Origin of the sequence: Agromyces sp. NPDC058064 (assembly GCF_042885275.1) — a bacterium.
In the GTDB taxonomy this organism is placed as follows: domain Bacteria; phylum Actinomycetota; class Actinomycetes; order Actinomycetales; family Microbacteriaceae; genus Agromyces.
In genome coordinates this window covers 1,045,194-1,068,553 of the sequence record NZ_JBHVSE010000001.1, presented here as the reverse complement: position 1 = coordinate 1,068,553, position 23,360 = coordinate 1,045,194, and the positions used below count along the sequence as shown (strand labels likewise).

General features: G+C 65.0%; 18 protein-coding genes. 13 read left to right on the top strand and 5 right to left on the bottom strand.

Annotated features, from left to right (window positions below; genetic code table 11):
• Nucleotides 1-30: 30 nt before the first annotated feature.
• Nucleotides 31-801 (bottom strand): FadR/GntR family transcriptional regulator, encoded by a 771-nt coding sequence (locus ACFVSL_RS04955; RefSeq protein WP_386939001.1) that lies wholly within the window; start codon nucleotides 799-801, stop codon nucleotides 31-33.
• A gap of 178 nt (nucleotides 802-979) precedes the next feature.
• Entirely contained in the window at nucleotides 980-5,746 is a 4,767-nt protein-coding gene (locus ACFVSL_RS04950; RefSeq protein ID WP_386938999.1) for an Ig-like domain-containing protein, read from the bottom strand.
• 468 nt (nucleotides 5,747-6,214) lie between these two features.
• Between ACFVSL_RS04950 and ACFVSL_RS04945 the strand changes: the two genes are divergently transcribed.
• The 7 genes from ACFVSL_RS04945 (at nucleotide 6,215) to ACFVSL_RS04915 (ending at nucleotide 13,442) form a co-directional block, all read left to right on the top strand.
• Nucleotides 6,215-7,234, top strand: coding sequence for a LacI family DNA-binding transcriptional regulator (locus ACFVSL_RS04945; protein ID WP_386938997.1), 1,020 nt, complete (start codon nucleotides 6,215-6,217; stop codon nucleotides 7,232-7,234).
• Nucleotides 7,235-7,269: 35 nt separating this feature from the next.
• Entirely contained in the window at nucleotides 7,270-8,607 is a 1,338-nt protein-coding gene (locus tag ACFVSL_RS04940) for an ABC transporter substrate-binding protein (RefSeq protein WP_386938995.1), read from the top strand.
• A gap of 7 nt (nucleotides 8,608-8,614) precedes the next feature.
• Complete coding sequence (locus ACFVSL_RS04935; protein ID WP_386938993.1) at nucleotides 8,615-9,580, top strand: carbohydrate ABC transporter permease; 966 nt, start codon at nucleotides 8,615-8,617, stop codon at nucleotides 9,578-9,580.
• Complete coding sequence (locus ACFVSL_RS04930; protein WP_386938991.1) at nucleotides 9,573-10,460, top strand: carbohydrate ABC transporter permease; 888 nt, start codon at nucleotides 9,573-9,575, stop codon at nucleotides 10,458-10,460. Before ACFVSL_RS04935 ends, ACFVSL_RS04930 begins: the two co-directional genes overlap by 8 nt.
• Nucleotides 10,461-10,469: 9 nt before the next feature.
• The gene (locus tag ACFVSL_RS04925; protein WP_386938989.1) at nucleotides 10,470-11,684 is read left to right on the top strand and encodes a Gfo/Idh/MocA family protein; all 1,215 of its coding nucleotides are present in this window, start codon (nucleotides 10,470-10,472) and stop codon (nucleotides 11,682-11,684) included.
• A 127-nt stretch (nucleotides 11,685-11,811) separates the two neighbouring features.
• On the top strand, nucleotides 11,812-12,663 hold the full coding sequence (locus ACFVSL_RS04920) for a fumarylacetoacetate hydrolase family protein (RefSeq protein WP_386938987.1): 852 nt from the start codon (nucleotides 11,812-11,814) through the stop codon (nucleotides 12,661-12,663).
• Nucleotides 12,660-13,442: an SDR family NAD(P)-dependent oxidoreductase gene (locus tag ACFVSL_RS04915; RefSeq protein WP_386938985.1), complete on the top strand. Its 783-nt coding sequence runs from the start codon at nucleotides 12,660-12,662 to the stop codon at nucleotides 13,440-13,442. Before ACFVSL_RS04920 ends, ACFVSL_RS04915 begins: the two co-directional genes overlap by 4 nt.
• Nucleotides 13,443-13,573: 131 nt before the next feature.
• Here the strand turns inward: ACFVSL_RS04915 and ACFVSL_RS04910 are convergent, their stop codons facing one another.
• The 3 genes from ACFVSL_RS04910 to ACFVSL_RS04900 all read right to left on the bottom strand — a co-directional run bounded on the left by ACFVSL_RS04910 (nucleotide 13,574) and on the right by ACFVSL_RS04900 (nucleotide 19,054).
• The gene (locus ACFVSL_RS04910; RefSeq protein ID WP_386938983.1) at nucleotides 13,574-14,479 is read right to left on the bottom strand and encodes a DMT family transporter; all 906 of its coding nucleotides are present in this window, start codon (nucleotides 14,477-14,479) and stop codon (nucleotides 13,574-13,576) included.
• 302 nt (nucleotides 14,480-14,781) lie between these two features.
• Nucleotides 14,782-17,796 carry a discoidin domain-containing protein gene (locus tag ACFVSL_RS04905; RefSeq protein WP_386938981.1) on the bottom strand — a complete coding sequence of 1,005 codons (3,015 nt, stop codon included), beginning with the start codon at nucleotides 17,794-17,796 and terminating at the stop codon, nucleotides 14,782-14,784.
• Between the two features lie 301 nt (nucleotides 17,797-18,097).
• Nucleotides 18,098-19,054, bottom strand: coding sequence for a helix-turn-helix domain-containing protein (locus ACFVSL_RS04900; protein ID WP_386938979.1), 957 nt, complete (start codon nucleotides 19,052-19,054; stop codon nucleotides 18,098-18,100).
• 82 nt (nucleotides 19,055-19,136) lie between these two features.
• Here ACFVSL_RS04900 and ACFVSL_RS04895 point away from each other — a divergent pair, with 82 nt between their 5' ends.
• Genes ACFVSL_RS04895 through ACFVSL_RS04870 form a run of 6 tightly spaced genes read left to right on the top strand, consistent with a single transcriptional unit; the run spans nucleotide 19,137 to nucleotide 23,339 of the window.
• Nucleotides 19,137-19,802, top strand: a complete 666-nt coding sequence (locus ACFVSL_RS04895; RefSeq protein WP_386938977.1) for an RraA family protein — start codon at nucleotides 19,137-19,139, stop codon at nucleotides 19,800-19,802.
• A 43-nt stretch (nucleotides 19,803-19,845) separates the two neighbouring features.
• Nucleotides 19,846-20,640, top strand: coding sequence for an SDR family NAD(P)-dependent oxidoreductase (locus ACFVSL_RS04890; RefSeq protein WP_386938975.1), 795 nt, complete (start codon nucleotides 19,846-19,848; stop codon nucleotides 20,638-20,640).
• Entirely contained in the window at nucleotides 20,637-21,785 is a 1,149-nt protein-coding gene (locus ACFVSL_RS04885) for a mandelate racemase/muconate lactonizing enzyme family protein (protein WP_386938973.1), read from the top strand. The genes ACFVSL_RS04890 and ACFVSL_RS04885 overlap by 4 nt, the downstream gene beginning before the upstream one ends.
• The gene (locus ACFVSL_RS04880; protein ID WP_386938971.1) at nucleotides 21,782-22,225 is read left to right on the top strand and encodes a hypothetical protein; all 444 of its coding nucleotides are present in this window, start codon (nucleotides 21,782-21,784) and stop codon (nucleotides 22,223-22,225) included. The genes ACFVSL_RS04885 and ACFVSL_RS04880 overlap by 4 nt, the downstream gene beginning before the upstream one ends.
• The gene (locus tag ACFVSL_RS04875; protein ID WP_386938969.1) at nucleotides 22,222-22,605 is read left to right on the top strand and encodes a RidA family protein; all 384 of its coding nucleotides are present in this window, start codon (nucleotides 22,222-22,224) and stop codon (nucleotides 22,603-22,605) included. Before ACFVSL_RS04880 ends, ACFVSL_RS04875 begins: the two co-directional genes overlap by 4 nt.
• Entirely contained in the window at nucleotides 22,602-23,339 is a 738-nt protein-coding gene (locus tag ACFVSL_RS04870; RefSeq protein ID WP_386938967.1) for a creatininase family protein, read from the top strand. Before ACFVSL_RS04875 ends, ACFVSL_RS04870 begins: the two co-directional genes overlap by 4 nt.
• Nucleotides 23,340-23,360: the final 21 nt, after the last annotated feature.

The window sequence follows — 23,360 nt, the reverse complement described above, 5'->3', positions numbered from 1 at the left end:
GCTCTAGCAACGTCGGGATCGGTCCGCCGGTCAGATTTCGGTCGGCTTCTCGGCGGAGAACAGCCGGTTGATCAGGGCGCCTTTGAACTGCCGTGCCGTGATGTCGACGTGCTCGGCCATGAGTTCGACGGCGAGCACCGTGTTCCCTCCGGTGATCGCTCCGGCGATCGCGACGTGCTGCTCCGCCGCGGCGGTGATCGAGCCGCCTGCGGTGCTGGCCAACGCGATGACGCTGATTTGGCGCTGCAGGCGCTGCACCGAGGCGAGGCAGCCAAGCATGAACGTGTTCCCGGATGCCTCGCCGATCGTGCGGTGGAAGGCCGAGTCGGCATCGTTGAATGCTTCGAGGTCGCCGTCGGCGAGCTCCAGCGTCCGCGCGGCCGCCTCCTGGATCGCTCTGACTTGGGCCGGCGTTGCCCGCCGGGACGCGAGCTCGGTCGTGCTGAGCTCGACGAATCGCCGGAACTCGAAGATCTCGCCGACCTTATCGGGATCAGCCGGCAGGAATCCGGAGAGATCCGTACCCCACGGGCTTTCAGGCGGGCGAGCCACGTAGATGCCGCGACCGCGCTGTACCGAGAGCCGACCGAGAGCCGAGAGGATCTTCACGGCTTCGCGCACGATGGTTCGCGACATTCCGACGATCTCTGCGAGGGAGGCCTCGGTGGGCAGCCGCGCGCCGGGACGGAGCTCCTGGTCGGCGATGTATTCGAGGATGCGCTCGGCCGCGATCTCGTATCCCGGTCGGTACGTCGACGCCGGCGGTGGCGCGCCCGGGTCCGATTCCGCGAAACCTGCCACCCTGGTTCTCCTTCGTGAACACCGACGCGCAGAGCCTACAACAAGGGGAACGACATCCCGAGCGCAGTACGGCCGTTACCAACGGAACACCCGGCGCCGCTCGAGCGAGCGGCGCCGGGTGTGAATACCGCGCAGGGCCCTCAGATCGAGGAAGCGACTTCGGAAGCCCTGAGCGGAGTCATCGAGCGATGACCACGGCGGTGGCTTTCACCGACGTTCCCGCGATCGATCCCTCGACCGTGAACCAGCCGGGCTCGGCGATGTCGTCCGCCGTCACCGACTCCCAGTCGACCGAGACCGCCTCGACCGTGCCGTCCGAGTAGACCGCGTCGACCTGGGAGGGCAGCGAGGGGAGCTGTCCGACGGTAGTCTCGACGACCGCATCGACGGTGTCGACGACGGCTCGCTCTACATCGGCTTCGAAGACCTGGAACTCGACCAGGCCGCACTCGCCGCCGACGGCCACGTTGTCGTAGGTCTTATCGGGGTCGATCGTGAACTTCACCCAGGCAGTGGTGATCGGCGAGTCGAACGACACGATGTTGTCGGGGCTGCCCTCCCACTCGACCCCCGTGATCATCCGGCTGCCGCCCTCCCATTCGAGGAGGCCCTCGCCGGCGTGGTCGACGAGTGACCCGCGGTCGACCAGGTTGATCCGGTCGATCTGGATCGGGTCGTCGAAGCGGAGCGTGACCGACGGCGTGGCATCCGCCTTCTTCGCCGCCCACTGCGTCGACCTGCTGCCGTCCGTCGCCATCGTTCCCACGTAGCGCGAGTCCTGGTCGTCGCCGTTCGGCGCCCCCGAGCGACTGCGGACCGAGGACGTCGTCACCTCCGCGAGCCCGGAGACGTTGGTTCCTGCGACGCGCACCGTCTCCGTGTTGGAGCGAACCGTCACGCCGTTCAGCGTCACCACGGCTTCGATGGTGGCCTCGAAGGGTGCGATGACCGGCTCGGCCAACATGATCACATCGCTGCCCGGCACGCGCTGCAGCCGGTCGTCGCTGAGCACGTACTCGACGTCAGCCTCGGCCAGGTTCGCCGTCGCGCCGGTGTCCAGCATCCCCTCGAGTCGGGCGACGGCCGGTGCCCCGGTCGTCACCTCGTTCTTGTCGAGGTCGAGCTTCAGCGAGGTGAGGAACGTCGGCACGGAGATGCGCCCGGACCCGTCGACATCCAGGTAAAGGTAGTCGCTGGCGCGGTACCCGTCCCGTTCGGCCGTCACCGTGACTTTAGCCCGTCCGTCGGCGACCGCGGTGACGAGTCCGCGGGCATCCACCGACGCGACGGCCGGGTCGCTGCTCGTGAAGGTGAGCGACCGTCGGGTGAGATCTAGCTTCTCATCGAGGAACGATCGTCCCTCGACCTTGATCGTCGCGGTCGTGCCCTTGCGGGCGACCTCCGCGTCGACCTTGATCGCACCGAGCTGGGTCAAGTCTCGAAGGGAGTGGACCTGTGCCTCGAGGAGGTCGATCGGTGCACCGTCCTGGCCGCCCTCGGGGAACGAGACTCGCACGTATCGTGCCTGCACGCTGGCGTGCTCGGGGTCGATCGCGTAGTTGTAGTAGTTCGCCTCCTGCTCCCAGCCGTACAGGGTGGTGTCGTTCTTCGGAACTGCTTTCCCGTTCCTTGATGTCGGCAGCCCGCCGCCGGACAGCTCGGTGGTCTCAGTCCCGGTCGTCCAGTCCGTACCGTTCAGGCTGTATTCGATCTTCACCGTCTTCGGCGCGTTCGTGTACGTGACGTTGTCGGCGTTGGGCATGTGGTGGTTGAAGAACAGGTTCACGCGAGTGAGTTCCTGCGGCGTCTTCAGGTCGTAGGTCAGGCTGCCGAATTGCCCGGCCGGGACGACCCACTTCGAGGTGGCGTTGCCGCCGTGCTCGTCGTTGATGATTCCATCGGAGAGGTGCTCAGCGTGCTCGGTATCGGTGGAGACCTCGGGCTGGATGCCGGCGGACGCGTTGGCGTCCGGGCGGATGGTGACGAAGTTGCGGGTCGACGTATAGGTCTTCCCGTTCACGACGACGTCAGCCCAGTAGCTGAACATGGTCGGCTTCGTGACTCCGGTCGTGACCTGCAGGGCGCCATCCGTCACGACGAACGGCACCTTGTCGGCCGGCACCTCCGTGATCGCGATCTTGCCCGTTGGGATGTTCCGGCGTCCGTCGACGGTCGCGTAGTGGTACGTCACTTCCGACGGGGTCAGGATGTCGATGGATCCGCCCTTCTCGGTGAAGCCGGCGAAGGTCACGGGAGACTGCTCGCGAGCTCCGACCTCCTTCCAGAACTGTGCACCGCCGGTCGACAGCTCGACCCCGACGAGCGGGAGATCCGGTGAGATGACACCGTCGCGCACGACGACCGGGTAGGTGTCGGTCTTCACCTGGGGGTCGTGCACGCCGTCATTGTAGGTCGCCGTGACCGTGATCGTCGCGGTGCCGTCGCCGACGGCCTTGATGTTGCCGCTCGCACCGCTCGGCTTCGCCACGGATGGGTTGTCGCTCATGTACGCGAGCTTCGCCGGGGCGAGGATGTTGGTGTACCCGTTGAGGTAGCTCTCGGCCCGGAGCTTCAGCATGCGCGGCGTCTCCTGGCTGCTGAAGAGCTTGACGCTCGTCAGCTTGTAGTCGCGCGTTTTGTCCTTCGTGGTGACCTTGATGACGGTGTCGATGGGGTCGGCGGAGACCTCCGAGGTATCGATCGTCACGAAGTAGTCGTCGCCGACCTTCGAGCTCGTGAACGGGAGCGACTCACCCTCGTTCAGCCATTCGACCTTCGCGACAGGGTGGGTGAACGGGCCGATGTCGCTCAGCCGGTCCTCACCGGAGAAGCCGGACTTGGCCGTGCCCTTGATCTGGTTCTGGATCAGGTGGAGGTACACGAACTGGTCGCGCGACATCGCGTAGCCCCAGTCGGGTCCTTGTCCGAATGCGATCGCCTTCTGCGGGTCCTCGAACCAGCCGGGCTCGAGCTCGTAGTCGAGGGCGTACGGCGTGGTGCCGTACAGAGACTCTCGCAGGTCGGGGCCGTCGGGGTTGTCCATCCAGTTGACGATGCCGGCGCGCATGTCCGACAGTTGCTGCGACGAGATCGGCACCATCGAGAAGATGTTGTCGTTGTCGAGGTTGCTGCTCAGGTTGTCCATACCGCGGGTGACCGTGATCGACGAGTCGTAGTTCATGACGTAGCCGTGGCCGTACTGGTTGATCAGCTCCTTCGTCGCCTCGCGCCAGTCGTCACGCTCGTTGCCGCCGGCGTACTGCGTCCAGACGTCGAGTGCGGTCGTGTACGGGTCGTTCCACTCCTCATGGGCGGTCTTGCGGCCCTGCTCGAGGATCCCGTTCCGCCAGTGGTTGTCCTGGTACGGCTCGCTGTTCCAGAACGGCCGTTCGTGGAGCGTGATGTCCTGGTCGCCGGTCTGGGCGTTCGGGTTGGCGTCGATCAGGACGCGATCGTTGTAGTTGCGCGCGGAGCTCCAGGCCACGTCTGTGTTCGAGTACGACTCCGGCCCGCCGTCCGCGAAGAGATACGACGGGTCGTACTTCGCCACGAGGCCCTGGATGTCGCTCTCGAGGATCTCGCGTCCTTCGTAGAGGGACGAGAGGTAGACACCGAACCTCAGCCCGTAACGCTCGGCGGCATCCTTGGCCTGCTGCACTCGGTCCTTCACGTGCCAGGTGCCGTCGGCGGCCTGCTCGAGGGCGTTGTACTTGAAGAGCTTGTTGCCGTTGTCGGGGGTGAGGTTCGCGTTCGGGGACGGCCAGTAGTAGACGGTGTTCTGGATGGTCTCCGTGGAGAGCATCGTCATGCCCATCTGCTTGGCTGTCCGAGCCCACTCGTCGTAGTTGTAGTTCGGGTCGTACAGGTTCGGCATGGTGCCTGTCGTGTGCGACAGCGCGGACATCTTGCCGTCGATGAACCAGTCCACCGGGTTGCGCTTCACCGTGATGGTGAACTCCTTGGTGGCAGTGGCGCCTTCGGCGTCCTCGGCCTCGACCGAGAAGGTGTAGTCCTTCGCGCCATCGCCGTGCGCGCCATTCTCGACGGTGCCCTCGAGGTGGCCGTCGGAGTCCAGCGTCAGGCCGGGCGGGAGCTCGCCGTCGGCGAGGGACCACGAGTATCCCGGCGCGCCTCCGGTCGCCTGGAACGTGAACGGCGAGGCCTGCGGGGCGATGCCACTCGTGTTCCGCTTGCCGTCGAGCGTGGCCGTCATGGCGACGTACGGGTTCTCGTCGTAGGCGTAGGGGAGGACGTTGCCCGGGTAGTCATTCGCCGGGACATCGGCGTTCCGCTTCTCGAATGCCGTCTCGTCGATGTCGAGGCCGCTCGTGACGATGCTCACCTCCTCGGTGCTGCCGATGGACGCCGAGTACGTCAGGTCGGGCACCTCGTTGCCGCTGGCATCGGAGACGCGGGAGTAGAAGCCGAGGAAGTTCTTGTTCGAGCTCGGGTTCTTGTGCTGGATCTCGATGACGAGCTCGTTCCATCCGGCCTTGAGTTCGACGGCGTATCGGGCGCCGGATTTGCTCACTCGGCCGGCCGCGGTGTTCTGAGCGCCCACCTGGGCGTCGTTGGCGTACGCCTTGTAGACGCCGGAGCCGCCGATCTGCCACTGCACCGTTCGAGCGGTCGGGCTGTACACGTAGCTCGCCGCCAGGACCCACTTGTCCAACGTGGAGCGACCCTGCTTGACGTCGAAGTATCCCATCAGGTCGTTGTAATCGTCGTAGTTCCGGTTGAAGATCCGGTCGTCGAAGTACTGCCACGTCGACTTCTCCGCACCGCCCGGAGCGACGAGCTCCGCCCCCAGCGCGGGGTCCACCGCGACCGTCGCGCCGGCGAGGATCGGGTTCGTGAACGGCCCCGAGACCAGCCATTGGTTCACGTACGGCGCCGAGCCGGAGGTCTGCATGGCGAGCGCCGACCCGGTCGGCACGATCGCCACTACGGTCGCTATCGCTGCGGCGGCGAGGGCACCGACTGCTCCGCGCCGGATCGTTCGCAATCTTCTCATTCCCGTTGCGTCCTTCTCTTCATCGAGGTTGGCGGTTTCTCGTCGCTGCGGACGCACCTCGGCGACCGGGGCGCGCTCGTCGCGACCATCGAGGGAGATGGCTGAGCAGCAGCCGACCGCGTCGCGAACGATGCGCACTCACTTCCCTCTGGCTGGCCGATGTTTCCGAAACATCGGCCATCAATCGGGGATTAGATCAGATGTTCAGGGCGACCGCAACTGCCTCTCTTGAGATTTCCCCTGTGTTTATACGGAAAATGCGGGCAAGGAGAATCAAGAGCGCATGATGAATCTGATACATCGTCTCGACAGGGCTTCGCGCCAACATGCGCGATCCCCGCGCACCGCCGCGCCGTGGGCCGCCTTGACGGCGCCTGCGCCGACTAAGCTTCTGGGACGATGAACGCACGATCGGGCAAGCAGCGCACACGGGTGACCCTTCGCGAAGTCGCTGCCCACGCTCGCGTCTCGGTCGCCACGGCATCGAATGTTCTCTCCGGCTCCGTGCAGGAGGGGGCGCGATACTCGGACGAGACCGCTGAGCGCGTACGTCAGTCCGCTGTGGAGCTCAAATACCTGCCGAATCGGATGGCTCGGTCCGTCCGTACAGGTCGTACCCGAGTCATCCAACTCGTTTTGCACATGCTCGGGGACCCGTGGACACTGAGCCTGGCCGAGGCCTTTACTCAACGCGCTCCCGAATACGGTCTGACGACGCTCATCGCGATGGACTCGGACTTCGCGTCGGCGCTCGCGAGAAGCGAGTTCGATGCCGCGTTTGTGGCCGCGGCCGATGCGACGGAGTCGACGCAATGGCGAGATGCACTCGGACCTTTGGCTCGCAAGGTTGCCGTGTACGCATCGGACCTTGAACCGGATGGTTTCGACGTGATCCGATTCGATGAGCGCGGGGCCGCACGCATGGCCGTGGAGCATCTGATTGAACATCATCGAGCGATCGCCTGCCTCTCAGCCGTGTCCGGAGCCGATGAGCCACACGGAGGACCACGTCGGCAGGTCTACATCGCAACGATGGCAGAAGCCGGATTGCCGATCCCCGATGGCTACATCGTCGAGTACGAGAGGAACCTGCTGGACCCGTATCGGGGCGCTCGGAGTCTTCTCGACCGTCCCGATCCGCCGACCGCCGTATTTGCCGAGACCGATTTCGCTGCATTCGCTGCGGTCCAGACCGCACGTGAACTCGGCCTGCGCGTACCCGAGGACGTCGCAATCATCGGTATCGGTGACTCGGGTCAGGCTGAGCAGGCGGGCATCAGTTCGATCGGCGCGGTGGACATGCGCGCCCAGATCGTCGACTTCGTACTGGCAAGGGCATTGGACTCGGAGACGCCCGCCAACCGTGTGCTTGATCTGAAGCCGGCGCTCTTCGCGCGTCGTTCCACCCTGGCGGAATAGGGGACTTGACAGTAAGCGGTGGTTCTTGTTGAATCATGCCGAAACGTTTAAGCAGGGCCCCCTCCTGCGGAATTGCTGTCGCATCGGCGCGGCGGAAAGGAAACGCAATGCCATCACGAATCTTCCGGTACAGCGCGGGCGCGATCGCGCTACTCGCGGGTTCGTCCCTGCTCCTCACCGGATGCTCCGCCGGAACCGGCGACGCCTCCGGCGATGAGCCGGTCACGCTGAACTACACGATCTGGGACCAGAACCAGGAGCCGGCACTGCGCGAGGCGGCGGACGCGTTCGAAGAAGAGAACGCGAACGTCACCGTCGACATCACGGTCATCCCCTCGGCTGACTACTGGACGAAGATCCAGACTCAGCTCTCGGCCGGCGCGGGACCCGATGTCTTCTGGGTGAATGGCCCGAACTTCCAGCTCTACGCCTCGAACGACCAGCTCGCTTCCCTCGACGACACAGGGATCGACCCGGCCGACTATCCGAGCTCCCTCGTCGACCTGTACTCGTACGACGGCAAGCTCTTCGGTGCGCCGAAGGACTACGACACCATCGGCGTGTTCTACAACAAGGCGCTCTTCGACAAGGCGGGGCTCGCATACCCGGCCGAGGGATGGACTTGGGATGACTTCGCCACGGCGGCCGAGAAGATCACCGATCCGTCGGCCGGGGTCTACGGTACCGCTGCGGCGCCGTACGGGCAGATGACGTACTACAACACCATCTTCCAAGCCGGCGGCGAGGTGCTGACCGATGACGCGACGAAGTCGGGAATGGCCACTCCCGAAGCGGCCGAGGGCGTGCAGCTCTGGGTCGACCTGATCGAGAAGGGTGCGTCGCCGACGCTGCAGCAACTGACGGACACGTGGCCAGGCGATACGTTCAGCTCCGGGAAGATGGGCATGTTCTTCGACGGTTCGTGGGCGGCCGGCGCCTACAGCTCGGCCGAGGCGATCAAGGACGTCATCGGCGTTGCCCCGCTGCCCGAGGGGCCGGAGAGCAGCACTTCGGTCATCCACGGTCTCGCGAACGCGGCCTCAGCGAGCTCGAAGAACGTCGAGTGGGCCAAGAAGCTCGCCGTCTTCCTGAGTGGCGAGCAGGGGGCGGAGATCCAGGCAGAGACAGGGACGGTCATCCCTGCATACACCGGTACGCAGCAGGCGTGGGTCGACGCGCTGCCGACGATCGATGCCCAGATCTTCCTCGATGAAGTCGCGGAGGCGACCCCGCTGCCCATCTCCAAGAACACCAGCGCATGGACGCCCATCGAGGAGAAGTACATCAAGGAGATCCTGTCCGGCCAGGTCGACACCGCGAGCGGCCTCTCGGCGATGGCCGGGGAGATCGACGCGAAGCTCGCCGAGGAGTAGCACTCGTATGACGGACATCCTCATTGAGGAGCCGGCCCCGGGCGTTGCGTCGACGCAGCGCCCGGGGAGCCGGGTGGCGGCCAGGCGCCGGCCACCCGGCCGGAACCGGGCGTGGTGGGCGTTGTTGTTCATCGGCCCGGCGGGCCTTGGGCTCTTCGTTTTCTACCTCTGGCCGGTCGTGAGGGGAATCTACCTCTCCTTTCAGGAGGTCGGGCCGTTCGGCGGCGAGACCTTCGCGGGACTGGACAACTTCATCACCGTCTTCCAGGAACCCGACCTCGCCCGATCGCTCGTCAACACACTGCTGTACGCAGGGATCGCCTTGCTCGGAATTCCGATCGCCATGGTCGTCGCGGTCCTCCTGAACACGCGCGGGCTCCGGTTCCGCGGACTCTTTCGGGTGATGTTCTTCATCCCGGTCGTGACGATGCCCGTTGCGGTCGCACTGGTCTGGCGGTTGCTGCTGAACGTCGACTACGGCGTCGTCAATCTGACGCTCGAATCGGTGGGATTGCCCGGTGTCGCCTGGCTCTCGACGCCGTGGGTGAACATCGTCATCCTCTCGGTCATCGGTATCTGGATGGCCCTCGGAACCCAGATCATCATCCTGACCGCCGGCCTCCAGGGCATCCCCGAGTCGATTCTCGAGGCCGCCGAGCTCGACGGCGCCGGGCCGATTCGTCGCTTCTGGTCCATCACCGCCCCGATGCTCTCGCCGACAACCTTCCTGCTCTGCGTGCTGAGCGTGATCGCGTCGATGCAGGTCTTCGACCTCGTCTACCTGATGATCGACCGGGTGTCGAACCCCGCCTTCGCCCAATCGAAGACGTTGGTCTACCTCTTCTACGAGAAGGGGTTCATCCAGCACGACCTCGGAGCGGCAGCGGCGATCGCCTGCATTCTCCTGCTCATCATCCTCGCGCTCAGCGCAGTTCAGTTCTTCCTGCAGCGGAAGTGGGTCCACTATGAGTGACAGCACCGCAGCCCTGACGATGCCCGACGGCCGGGCGGTTCGGCCACGCAGCGGCGGGGGATCCGCAAAGCGCTCGCTCGCTTGGGCCTATGTGCTGCTGATCCTCGGTTCGGTCGTGATGGTGTTCCCCTTCGTCTGGGAGATCCTGACCTCGTTCAAGACCATCTCCGGAGCCTCTTCGGTGCCGCCGCAGATCCTCCCCGACCCGGTCACATTCCGCGCGTACGAGAAGGTCTTCGACACGCTCCCGTTCTGGACCCTGCTCGGCAACTCAGTCTTCCTCACCGTGCTCCGCACGGTCGGTCAAGTGATCCTGTGCACGATGGCGGGCTACGGGTTTGCCCGCTTCTCGTTCCCCGGCAAGAACATCCTGTTCATCGCGTTTCTCGCGGTGCTGATGGTTCCGGGGCAGCTGTTCATCCTGCCGCAATACGAGATCATCCAGGGGCTCGGCCTCGTCGGCACCGTCACCGGCATCGCCATCCCGGGGCTGTTCAGCGTGTTCGGCACGTTCCTGCTGCGGCAGTTCTTTCAGTCGCTGCCACAGGACATGGAGGAGGCGGCGCGCCTCGACGGGGCAAATGAGTGGCAGATCTTCTGGCATGTCATGTTGCCGCTCGCCAAGCCCGGGATCATCGCGCTCACCGTGCTGACCGCCCTCTGGTCGTGGAACGACCTGCTCTGGCCGCTCGTCGTCTCGGGCAACGTCAACTCGATGCCGCTCAGTGTTGGGCTCAGCCTTCTCACCGACTTGCGCCTGAAGGATGACGCCCTCCTGATGGCGGGCGCTCTGCTGAGTTCCCTGCCGATGATCATCGTCTTCCTCGTATTGCAGCGGCAGTTCATCCAAGGCATCGCCTTCACCGGTTCGAAAGGATAACCAACAGCAATGGAAAACACACGGATGCCGGTAGGCGTCATCGGCTTCGGGGTGCGTGCCCTCCTCACTGCGGAGCTCGCCGCGAGGCCAGACGTCGACATCCGGGCGATTTGCGATCCGTCCGAACGCGCCCGCCTGCGTGCGGCCGAGCAATTCCCCGACGCGATCGTGACCGCCGACCTCGACGAACTGCTTGCTTCCGGCGTCGAAGCGGTGTTCGTGCTGACGCCCGACCACACGCACGCCGAGGTGGTCAGCCGCTGCCTCACCTCCGGCGTCGCGGTGTTCTGCGAGAAGCCGATCACGACGTCCATCGATGACGCCGACAACATGCTCGAGCTCGCGAGGTCGACGGGAACACGACTGTACCTCGGCCACAACATGCGGCACATGCCCGTCGTCCGGCTCATGCGCGAGATCATTCAGTCAGGCCGAATCGGCGAGGTGAAGGCCATCTGGTGCCGCCACTTCGTCGGCAACGGTGGAGACTACTACTTCAAGGACTGGCACGCCGAACGGTCACGGGCGAACTCCTTGCTCCTGCAGAAGGGGGCGCACGACATCGACGTGATCCACTGGCTCGCCGGCGGCTACTCTCAGCGGGTGTCCGGTATGGGCGGCCTCACCGTCTATGGCGACTCTCGTCTGCAGGGCTCTCCCCAGGGTGAGATGATGACCGACTGGATCAGCACCGACAACTGGCCGCCCACCGCCCAGACGGGGATCAGCCCGAGCGCTGACGTTGAAGACCTTTCGATGATCACGATGCAACTCGACAACGGCGTGTTCGCGACCTATCAGCAGTGCCACTTCACCCCCGATTACTGGCGCAACTACACCGTGATCGGCACGGAAGGTCGCTTGGAGAATCTCGGTGATGGGCCAGACGGTGTCGTGAATGTGTGGACGAAACGGCATGCCGGCTTCGCTGCGCCGGATGAAGTGATCCCGGTACCCGCGGCGATGGGGTCACATGGCGGCGCGGACCCCCTCCTTCTCGATGAGTTCCTCCGCTTCGTCCGAGACGGTGGGAGGACGGAGACCTCTCCGATCGCCGCGCGACAGGCCGTCGCCGTCGGCGTTCTGGCCGCGGAGTCGCTTCGCGGAGACCAGGGTGCTCGTAGCGTGCCCGAGCTCGCGTCCGACCTGGTGCAGTACTTCGATGATGGGCAGCCCGACTCGCGCGGCATCGGCACCACCACGGCCATCTCAGCGGGCTGCTGACACGAGTTCGCATGCAAGCGAGTTCAGCTCTCCGTCCTCGGACATTCCACTCGGTACGACGGCCTGAACGTTGTTGGCGACGAATGTCGCCATACGTCGCACCACAACCGCTCGAAGGAGCACACCCGTGAAATTCTCACGCCTCGGCGATCCCGGTGCGGAAGTACCCATCGTCCACTACGAGGGACGGGCACTCGATCTTCGGCCGATCACAGCTGATATCGACGCGCGCTTCCTGGCATCGGACCCGGTGACAGCTGTGCACGATGCGGTCAGCCGCAACCAGCTCAGGGACTTGGAAGATGCCCACCATCTTCGCGTCGGGGCGCCGATCGCCCGACCGGGCAAGCTGGTCTGCGTCGGTCTGAACTATGCGGCGCACGCGCGCGAGACTGGCACGGAGATTCCCGCCGAACCCGTCGTCTTCCTCAAGGGCACGGATACGATTGTGGGCCCATACGACGACGTCTTGATTCCGCGCGGGTCCGTGAAGACGGACTGGGAGGTCGAACTCGGCGTGGTCATCGGGCGCACGGCGCGATATCTCGACGAAGCGGACGACCCGCTCGAGTGCGTCGCCGGGTATGTCGTCTCGCACGATGTGTCTGAGCGAGAGTTCCAACTCGAGCGCGGGGGCCAGTGGTCGAAAGGCAAGAGCTGCGAGACGTTCAACCCACTTGGGCCGTGGCTGGTGAGCGCGGACGAGGTTGTCGATCCTCAAGCGCTGCGGTTGTCGCTCAGTGTCAACGGACGTACACGGCAGAACAGTTCCACCGACGACATGATTTTCACGGTGGCAGAGATCATCCGCTACCTGAGTCAGTTCATGGTTCTCCATCCGGGCGACTTGATCAACACGGGAACTCCCGCCGGCGTCGCCCTCGGTATCGAGGGCAATCCCTATCTTCGAGCCGGTGACGTGGTCGAACTCGCGATCGATGGTCTCGGCTCCGCGCGGCATTCCATGGTGCAAGCATGAACGCCCCAGAGGCGGCGGGAGTCACCGGCCTTCGAGTCGTCGTGACGGGCGGGCTGTCGGGAATCGGCCGTTCGACCGTCTTGGCGTTCCAGCAGGCTGGGGCCCGCGTCGGCGTTCTCGACGTCGGCGACGACTTGCCGCCCGCCGGATCGATGCATCGCACCGCGGACGTCCGCAACCGGCTGCAGGTGGCGTGGGCGCTCGACGAACTCGCCAGCGAGCTCGGCGGACTCGATGTGCTGGTCAACAACGCAGGGGTCAGCGCGGTCGGTTGCGTGGCGGACAATTCGGACGAGGACTGGGCGCGGGTTCTCGACATCAACGTCACCGGGGTCGCCCGGGTCAGCGCCGCCGCACTTCCGCACCTGCGGAAATCGGACGCCGCAGCAATCGTCAACCTCTGTTCTGTTGCGGCCCTGAACGGGCTACCGCAGCGCGCCCTGTACGCGGCTTCCAAGGGAGCAGTGCTCTCGCTCACCTATGCGATGGCGACCGACCACGTTCACGAGGGCATCCGGGTGAACTGCGTGCGGCCGGGAACGGTGTCGGGACCATTCGTCGACCAGATGCTGAAGCGATTCCCGGACCCCGCTGCCGAGCGTCGTGCCCTTGACGCTCGCCAGGCGACAGGACGGATGGTTACCCCGGAAGAGGTCGCCGCGTCGATCGTGTACCTGTCCTCGCGGGAGGCCCGTTCGATCACTGGCACTGCGCTGGACGTCGACGGCGGCATGACACACCTTCGCGTACGCCGGGACGTCCAGGCGACCCGTCACTGACCCCGCAAGGTTCCGCGCAAGCTCGACGGGGACAGATCTACGATTGCGAGGCCACGCCAACTCCGGTGATCGGAACAGCACCCGGGTTGAGTGGATGTCTGCTCCCACCACTCCTCATCGGACGCGACGGTTCATCGCAGCTCGTTTTCGATGGGGGATCCTGTGAAGCTCGCACGGATCACGAGGACCATGCCGGCCAGCGTGATTCCGATCCCCGCGATTTGGAGTCCCCCGGGCGCAGCGGCGGTACCCAAGGCCGCGGAGGCGACACCGACGAGAGGCGGAACCGCCAGTCCCAGCAGCGAGGTGAATGCGGCGCCCGCGTTGATCAGAAGCCGGTGCTGGAGCAGATACGCGGGAACGTAGACGGCGACGCCAAGGAACGCCAGCATGGCGATGCTCGACGGTTCGACCTTCTGACCGGCTGCCACATCGAGCCAGGCCCAGACCATGAGCGGGATGCTGCCGAGTGCGAAGATCGGAAGGATCCGCGGAGCCAGGGCGCCCTCGAAATGACGGTGGACGTGCGCGAAGTAGATGCTGTAGACGGCCATCGAGAGGATGGCCCCACAGGCTGCGAGAACCCCGACGGCCAGGTTGGCGTCTGCAGCCCCGTTGAACCGGGGAACGATGTAAAGGACTGCGCCGCCGACGGCACCGCACGTGGCGATCAGGGTCCGCACATTGAGACGGATCCGTGTTGTAGCTGCTTCGAGTACCAGCACGAGCGCAGGCGAAAGCGAGAGCACCAGACTCGGCAGCATCGGCCCGGCGAGGTTGATCGCGACCGTCGACAGCATGGTGTAGCCAGCGACGCCGGTACCCGCGAGAACGAGGAGTTGCCAGGCGGTGTAGCGCCGCGGGCGATCCGGCACTCCGCGGGAGGCGGACGGCGTCGTCTGCCGCTTCCGTGACATGAGCACGAGCGCCAGCAAGCCGAACGAGGAGAACACCGTGCGACCTGCGGAGACCGCACCCGCGCCCGCGCCGTCGAGGGCAGTTCCGACGATCACCCAGGTCGAGGAGAGAAGTACCACGAGTGAGATCGACTGCCATACGATGCGTGCGACAGGCGAGCTCGACGTGCTCGGCCGTACTCGAGGGGCAGCCTGGGGCGCGCAACCGGAGTCATGCACGCACCTGCGATCTTCTCGCGCATAAGCGCGCCGATCGCGCGCCGTTCCGAACCGTCGCGCCGGCATGGCTCTCCTGCATCGTTCGGTCAAGAATCCGGGTGCGAGGAATCGTGCGAAGCGTCGCCAGTTCCCCACGCCGTATGGACGCATGTACGCACGCGAGCGGTGAACCCTGTCAGGGTTCACCGCTCGCGCGCGAGGCGTCAGTACCCTGTCACTTGGGCTTCGACCCAGGAGTTGTACGGGTTCGATGTGTTCCCGCTCGCCCAGAAGCGAACGTATCGAGCGTCCACGGAACTCAGTTGAATCGCCTTCCCGACCGAGGTTTCGGCGTACTCCGCGTCGGTGCCGACTCCGAGGCCGGCGGAGTTGTCGGTGTCGTTGTTGAACACGGTGGTCACGCCGGTCTCGAACGTGGGGTCATCCGAGAGCTGGACGACGACATCATGGTAGGTGCGGCCGTTGCCCCAGTACTGCCACAGTTTGATCTGGTTGATGGTGCGCGTTCCACCGAGGTCGAGCTGCATCCAACCTGTTCCGGGCGCCGTGAGGCCCACCCAGCCGCTGGTCTCCGTGCTGCCGTCCGTGGCGAACGTGGGGCTCTGAGAGATCTCCCCGCTGAAGGTCGGGGTGATTCCCGATGCGAGGTTGCGCGGCGACTGGAAGATCTGCGCCTCCACCCACGCATTGTGCGGGTTGGTGGTGCTTCCATTCGCCCAGAATCTCGCGTATCGGGCGGTGACATCGTCGACTCGGATCGACTTGCCTGATGAGGACTCGGCATACTCGGCGTCGGTTCCCGCGCCGTGTCCCAGCGTGTTGTCGATGTCGTTGTTGAACACCGTCACTGTTTCACCGACGCCGAACTCCGGGTCGTTCGACAGTTGCACGACGACATCGTGGTAGCTCCGACCGTCGTCGTAGGGCTGCCACAGCTTGATCTGGTTGACCGTCGTCGGCTTGCCGAGATCGATCTGCATCCATCCGGCCCCGCGACCCTTGAGGCTGGTGGCGTGACCTGAAGACGAGGTGTCGCCGTCATTGACGAAGTCAAGCGAGCGCGTGGTCTTGCCGCTGAGCGTCACCGGCTTGTTCAGCGCGACGTTCATCGAGCCGGCGGTGTTGCCGACGAACACGTCCTCAGGGGCACCCACCGGATTTCCGTCTTTGTCGGTCTGCTGGAGCGACCATTTCGTTTCAGCCTCGACCACGGACAGCGTCCAGTAGGTGCTGGTGTCCATCATCCGGTTGCGCTGGTCCTTCGTGAAGGCACCCAGGTTGCGCGCCGCCTCCCATTCCTTGATCTTCGCGAGGTACTCGCCCTTGGAGGCCAGTGCCGCCACGCTCGACTGGAGCCCGGTGCCGGCGTTCCAGGCGGCCATCTTGGAGAGGTCGTACTCGAGCGCGCGGACGGACCCGTAGTTCCGCAGGTAGAGCCATCCGATCATTGAGGGAAGGAAGTTGCGCCGCATGTAGGTCATGTTGCTGTAACGCTGGGACATGCTCGTGTTGCTCTCGCCCCAACTGACCCGCGACTGCATATCCCAGATGTTGGACGACATCATGCTCGCTTCCGTGAGGAAGCCGTCCTTCTCCTCGATTTCGGAGAGCATGTTCGACATGAAGTTCGACAGGTCGTAGGGGCCGTACTCCGAGTTGTACAGGCCCTCGAGGCCATCGAAGCTCATCGCCCGTGTGCCTGTGTTGTTCCATGCCGCTGCGAAGCGCGAGGAAATCTCTTCGACCAAGTCGTGGCCGCCGAGAAAGCCGCCGTACTGGTTCGCCCAGAGTCGGCTCGCGGTCGCCCCGATTGCATGTGGCGCTGCGCTGGTGCCGTACGCTGCCCGGGAGCCCCCGCTGAGTCGCCACTCACCCGCACCGATCGTGGTGACGGTGCGGAAGCTGATCAGTTCGTCGCCGACCTGGACGACTGATCCGTGGCCGTTCTTGAAGGGGACGGCATCGCTCACATAGATCTCAGTGCTGGTCTGATCGAGCGCACGAGTCAGCGACGCGCTCCCGGCCTTCGCAAGACCCGGATGGGGCACGGGCCGAACATAGCCATCGTTGGTGCTGATGAAGTCGGAGAGAGTGTGAGCGCCGTACTTCACTCCCAACTCCGCCGCGACGTCGACCGTGGTCTTGACCTCGGCATCCGTCGCGCCGAGCTTCGGCTTGAAGACCTGGTGCCCGTCGGATACCCAGGGGCCGGAGACGCCTTCGAGGGAATAGACCGTGCTCATGCCCGCCTGGGTCGCGTAGGCGGCTGCCTGCGAGATGTTCGAAGAGCTGATGTCGCTGAGGACGAGGAAGGACTGCGTCGTCGCCTGGGCGGTCTTCTGCCACTTGCCGTCGATCGTGCCGTGGTAGAGGCCCTCACCGAGTTGGATGTTCTCGAGAACGGGGAGGATGTTCGGTCGCCACGCGCCGAACAACGCGATCTTCGAGCCCTCGAGTTGCGCGTCGCTTCCGGCGAGGGCAGGGACGGGCTGATCCGGCATGTACTGGTCGGGCACTCCGGGGATACCGATGGTGCGCGTTCGCGCCGTCGTGTAGTCCCACGAGTAGGCCTGAAGGACACTGCCCCAAGCGGTCGGTGCGGCAGCACCCATGTGGTAGTCCATTCGGTTCGGCTGTCCGCCGGGGTAGCCGAGGCTGTCGAGCTCGAGCGGCCACCCACCGATGGTCTTGTTGTTCAGAGCGTGAATGCCGATCGCGAAGTTACTGTCGTACGCGACGCCCGCCGTTTCTGCGACTGACTGCGAGATGTTGGTGGGCAGCGGTCCCCACAGGACGGCCTCGACATCGACATCATCTGGTGCGGTGACGCCGGTGACCTCGAAGGTCGCATAGCTGGTCTTGGATTCGACCTGGACATCCACCTTGATGTTCTTGGGGGCGAAGTCGAACGTGAACGTGGAGCTGTCCGAGTCGTAGGACAGAGAAGTCGGATCTTGCGCGCTGTCGTCTGCCATGACTCGGATCAGCGATACAAGCCGCCCGGGAGCGGTGTGATTTGAACCGTCGATCTTGCTCGTCAGTTCGGTGACGGTGCCGGTGTCGCTCAGCGTCAGTGTGAGCTGGCCGGCATCGACCTCGAACGAGTCGGCCGCTTGAGCAGCGACCGGAGCGGCGAGCGCTCCGAGGCTCGCGACTGTGACGGCGCACACGGCGATGACGGCTGCGGCAGATCGCCGCGGTGGGTGCGTTCTCTTCATCAAGTAGCTCCATTGCTAATCAGGCCGCGCATGGACGGCGCGAATCGGTTTCGGTCAGCGGTGCTGCATGCGATCGAGCTGAGCGAGCATCGCGGATGCCGAAGAAGCAGCAAAAACGTTTAAGCAAGCTTCGGGTGAAGACGTTAGTTCACGTGACCGAAAGGGTCAATCGTTCTGTGACGTTTGCGGTGACTCCCAGAGGCTCGGATAGGGTGGGCGGACCTCGTTCAGGCCCCGGCAGCGTCGTGCACCACCTTCCTGTGCAAGCGAGACCCCGGCGCCTCTCCACGGTCGGACAGCTTCAGAGAGTGCTGCTCTCCACGCCCCTTGAGATGTCGTCTCTTGACACGTTCCGCCTGAACTCCGTCGGAGACATCCCGACGTAACGCCGGAACGCGGTCCCGAAATGCTGGCTCGACCCGAAACCCAGTGCGTGCGCGATGTCGGTGACGGTGTCGGAGGTGGTGACGAGCAACTCGCGCGCGCGATCGATCCGCCGCTCGAGCATGTAGTCCTTCGGGGTCGTACCGACCGCCCGAGTGAACTGCTCATAGAAATGCGTGGATGACATCCCCGACGCCTCCACGAGATCCCCTGTGCCGACCCACCCATCGGCATGCTGATCGAGCCAGTCGAGGGCGCGGCGCACGCCGGGATGCATCGGCGCCGCGTCCGCGGTGGACTGGTTCGCACGTGCGAGCTCGGTGACCGCGGCCGCGCAAAGCGAGCTTCCCCAGATCGGCGCGATCAGTCCGTCGCGGTCGGCCGCCACCACTCGCAACAATAGATCGCGCGTCAGAGCGGGAGCCTGCCAGACGGTGCTTCCGCCGGCGATGAGCTCCCCGATGACCTGCTGCAGCGCCCGATCGATCATCCCGTCGACCCACCGGTCGCCGACGGACGAAACGAGCCAGAGGAGCTCACCCCGCGTCTGGGGTCCCACCCCCGTCGAGTACGCGCTGCCTGGCGCGATCAGTATGACCCGTCCCGGCTCGACGGGCATCGATTCGCCATCGACGACGAACTCGAATCGACCACGAATCGGGAAGGCCAGTACGAGCAGGCTGGGGTGCATCTGGAGGGGCAGCGGTTCCTGCGCCTCCAAGTATCGGTACCGGCCGACACTGAGGAACGGGCCCAGTCCTCCGAGATCGGTGATCCATCGATCCGCCGTCGACTCGAGGTCTGGAACATCCGTAGGGACGAGCCCCTCGGGATCGAGGCGCTCACCAGCCTCCTCGCTGCGGACCGGACGCATGAAAACATCCTATGGAAATTCCTGGACGCCATCCCGGATCCCGAGCGAGAACATCGATTCCAACTCGCCCTGAGGAGGACCGATGAACATGTCTGAGACACCGCTCGACTGGATGGCGATCGCCGAACAGCGACTGCACACGCCAGTGATCGGTGACGTCCTCGACGCCATAGGACGCCACCACCAGTTCCTCAGCCCCCGATTGCGTCCGCTGCACCCGTCCAAGCGGCTGGTGGGACGAGCGATGCCGGTGCTGATCTCCGACACCTTCGGCATCCCTGCACGTCCCTTCGGCAGGCTGACCGAAGCGCTCGACTCGCTGCAGTCCGGCGAGATCTACCTCGCCCGAAGCGGCCGCGCCGAATGCGCAGCGTGGGGAGAGATCCTCACCGCCACAGCAAGAGCCCGCGGCGCTCACGGCGCTGTCATCGACGGATACCACCGCGACACTCACGCGGTCTTGGCGCAGGACTGGCCGGTGTTCAGCCACGGGGCGTTCGCGCAGGATGCCGGCGCTCGCGCTGAGGTTGTCGACTTCCGGATTCCCGTGGAGATCGACGGTGTCGCGGTGCAGCCGGGCGACCTCATCGTGGGCGACATCGACGGGGTCGTGGTGATCCCGCAGGCGGTCGAGCTCGAAGTCCTCGAACGGGCGCTCACCAAGGTGCAGGCCGAGGCCCGCACGCGCGCCGCAATCGAGTCGGGCATGTCGAGCACCACGGCCTACGAGACGTTCGGGGTGCTCTGATGCTGGAGTTCGTCCGCCTCGCGGAAGCACTGGTGGGCCGCCCATGACCGCGAACTCCGGAGTCGTCGTCATCACCGGAGGCGCTGGCAGCGGCATCGGACAGGGGATCAGTCGCGCGATCGCCTCCGCCGGATGGACCACCGTGGTCGCCGACCGCGACCATGGGGCTGCAAAGCGCCTCGTCGCCAGGCTCCGGGCCGACGGACATGATGCGTTCGACGCGGCGCTCGACGTCGCCGACGAAACGAGCGTCGATGAGCTGTTCGGCTCAGTGCTCCCCGGAATCGGCGGCCTTCACGGCCTCGTCAACAGTGCGGGTGTCGGATTGGTCAAGCCGCTCGCCGAGCTGAGCCTGGCGGAGTGGGACCGCCTCCACGACATCGATCTGCGGGGGGCCTTCCTCTGCGCCCGGGCGGCGATACCGCAGCTCGCAGCGAGCGGCGGCGGTTCGATTGTGAACATCGGATCGGTACAGGCGCTCGGTCCACACGTCGGCTATTCCGGATACGCGGCGGCGAAGGCCGGCCTCGTCGGGCTCACCCGTGGAATTGCGGCGGACTACGGCCGCCGGAACATTCGCTGCTCGATCATCCATCCAGGATTCGTCGACAGTCCGCAGAACCACGACATCCTCGCGGAATGGGGTGATGCCGAGGGCTGGATCGAGCGGTACATCAGGACACGTCAGATGATTCCTCGTCTCATCACCCCGGAGGAGATCGGTGCCACGGCTGTCTTCCTTCTCTCTCACTCGAGCAGATCCATCACTGCGGCCGAGATCACCGTCGACGCCGGCAGTTCGCGTATGGCTTTTGACAACACGGAAGGGCGATCATGAAGATCGAACAGATCGAGCTCATCGAGGTGCGCGTCCCCGCACGCCCAGGGGCGATCAACTCGAGCGAGCTCGATAAGCCGCTCCATAAGATCACGTCCGGAGCGGACGCTGCCTGGAGTCGTCAGTTCGACGAATTCTCGAAAGTTCTGCTCATCGCTACGACAGATGACGGAACGACCGGGATCGGCGAGTCGCTCAGGGATCCTGATCACGACGTCTTGAAGACGATGGCAAGGCGGCTCGTGGGCACTGAGGTGTCGAACCTCCGGTGGCAGTCGCTGCCCTTCGCAAAGGTGCGCGAGTACGACGGGTTCGAACTCCTCGTGCTCGACCTGCTCGGGAAGCGGGCGGATCTCCCGCTCGCAGCCCTCCTCGGTGGAACCTTCCGGGACGCCGTACCGGTCAGCGCCTGGAGCGGCCACCGTACGCCGGACGATGCTGCCGAGGTCGCCGCGGCCGCGCAGGCTCGCGGCGCCACGACTCTGAAGCTCAAGTGCGAGCTCGAGGACGACATCGTCGGCGTGGCCGCGGCAGTACGCGAGAGATGCGGCCCGCAGTTCGGGCTCATCTTCGATCCGAACGAGCGCTTCGGAGAGCTGCGTCATGCGGTCCGGATCGCACGCGGTCTCGAATCGGTCGGCAACGTGCTCTGCCTTGAAGACCCGCTGCCCCGATGGGATCTCGGCGCGTATGCGGAACTCAGGGCGCGGACATCGATCCCGATCGCGGTGCATGTCGCACTCGGCTATCAATCGCACGGGCAACGCATCAGCGATGTCACAGCAGCCATCACGCACCGCGCGGTGGACGTCTTCAACTTCAGCAGTGGCATTGCAGACTTCCTCCGGATGGCCCATGTGGCTGACGCTGCCGGTCGGCCCTATTGGCATGGCAGTGAAATCGACCTCGGTGTCATGGAGGCCGGCGCCGTACATGCGGCTGCGGCTACGGCGGGCGCGACGCTCTCCAGCGACATCTTCGGGCGGCTCATTCGAGAGTCAGACCTGCTCACGGCGCCGCTGACGTTCGAAGGTGACTCAGTCGCCGTGCCGACCGAACCCGGGCTCGGCGTGCAGCTCGACCTCGACGAGATCGCCCGGTACGAGCTGTCCAGGACGACCGTGGCCGCAGGGAGCGCAGGATGAACCACGCGACGCTGATCCACGAACTTCTCATCCAGCGAGATATCGACGGGTTCGTCGCCGGCGACTGGACCGCCGTCGAGACCGACTTCGACGCGGCTGCATTCATGGGCAGCAGCGGCGAAAGCGGAATAATCCGACTCGCCTTTCCAGCGCTGAACAACTATCGCGATTCCTGGCTTGCGCAGGCCGAACGCTACAGAGGGATGGACGGAGACCTGCTCTCACAGCAACTTCACGCCGCCCAGAGGCTGGAGCGCATCGATGTCTCCGACGGTCGCGCGCTCGTGACCAAGGTCTTCGACGGTACGGTTGACAGCCCGTCGGGCCCCACCCACCTCGCGTGGACGACCTACTTCTTCCTTCGCTTCGACGGCGACCGACGTCGGTGGCTCATCACCGGCTTCGTCGGATTCCTCCCCACCGGATCGGACGCGCGATGAATCGGATCCTCACCTTCGCCGATGCCACACAGCACACGACGGCCGGCCCGTACTCTCCGGTACTCGCAGTCACCGCCGGCGAGCTCGTCGTCCTCAGCGGGCAGGGCCCACTCGATACGCACGGCAACGTGCAGGGCGCCGACATCGGCGAACAGACCAAGCTGACGATCGAGAACTGCGCGCGACAGCTCACCACGGCGGGTTCGAGTCTCTCGCAAGTATTCAAGGTCAACGTCTTCCTGGCAGACCTCGGCGACTGGGGAGAGTTCAACCACGAATATCTGCGCCACTTCTCCGAGCCCCGGCCGGTCCGGACGACGGTGGGCGTTCAACTGCTCCTCGGCATGCGAGTCGAGATCGAAATGTGGGCGGCGCGATGAGGCTCACGGAACTCCGTTCGGCCGAGGCCGACTTCCGCGACGGCATGGCTCCGATCGCGGTTCTCCCGCTCGGCGCAGTCGAGCAGCACAGCGGGCATCTGCCCCTCGGAACTGACGCCATCATCGTGGATACTGTCGCCAGGCGTCTCGAGCGCAAGCTCCCGAACCAAGTCCTACTGTTGCCAACGATCTCAGTCGGCGCCAGCGATCACCACCTGACCATGTCGGGATCGGTATCGGTTGGCACTTCGTCCATCGCCGATGCGGCCGCCAGGCAGTGCATCTCGCTCGCCCGGAGCAGTGGCATCACGCAGTTCCTCCTGCTCAACGGGCATGGGGGCAACCAGCCCGCCGTACGCCTCGCCCTCGAGTTGATCCATACGGCAGACCCTTCTCTCCAAGGGTTCGCCGCGGACTATTGGGCGCTGATGTTCGACCGCCTCGACGCGGAGGGTATCGAGCGACCCGCGACCATGGGTCACGCCGATCACATCGAGACATCCATCCTCCGCGCGCTCCGGCCCGAACTGGTCGACATGAGCTGCGCGGCCGAAGACCGCTACGACGATGACCTACCGGGCTTCGTCTTCACAACTGCCGGCATCCCGGATCGCACACACGGCGGAGGCGTCGGCGATCCACGCCATGCGACGGCCGAGCACGGCGCCCGATTCCTCGATCTCGCCGTCGAGGCATCCGTCGCACTTGTGGAGCGCATATGCGGAATGACCTGACCAGCTCACCGGGTCCTCCGG